The following is a 318-nucleotide window of genomic DNA, read 5'->3' on the forward strand; positions in this document are numbered from 1 at the left end:
AACGGGCAGCAGGTGCGGGTGGCGGCTGGCACGGGTGACACTGGCCTTCCGACCTGCGTCGGTCGCCGCATTTCCCTTCACATGGAATTTCAGGGTGGCAGGCTGCACCTTCATGACGCGCCGGCTGCCGTCCTTCTTGGTGAAGGTGACGGCACAGATGCGGCCCTTGGACGACGCGATCAGCTCGCGCATCGTCTCCATCTCGCCGGACTGCTCCAGCGCCACGATCCGGCGCAGTTCTTCCATCCGGCGCTGATCGGCATCGGTCTGACGGTTCTTGTTCTCGATGCAGACCAGTTCCTTCTCGGCGGCGGACAG

Annotated in this window: 1 protein-coding gene; it reads right to left on the reverse strand. The window is 64.5% G+C overall.

Annotation, left to right across the window (positions count from 1 at the left end; genetic code table 11):
- Positions 1 to 318 (reverse strand): hypothetical protein (locus P1J78_RS25310; RefSeq protein ID WP_275570124.1); only part of this gene is annotated, 318 nt, incomplete at both ends.

Origin of the sequence: Psychromarinibacter sediminicola (genome assembly GCF_029168335.1) — a bacterium.
In the GTDB taxonomy this organism is placed as follows: domain Bacteria; phylum Pseudomonadota; class Alphaproteobacteria; order Rhodobacterales; family Rhodobacteraceae; genus Psychromarinibacter; species Psychromarinibacter sediminicola.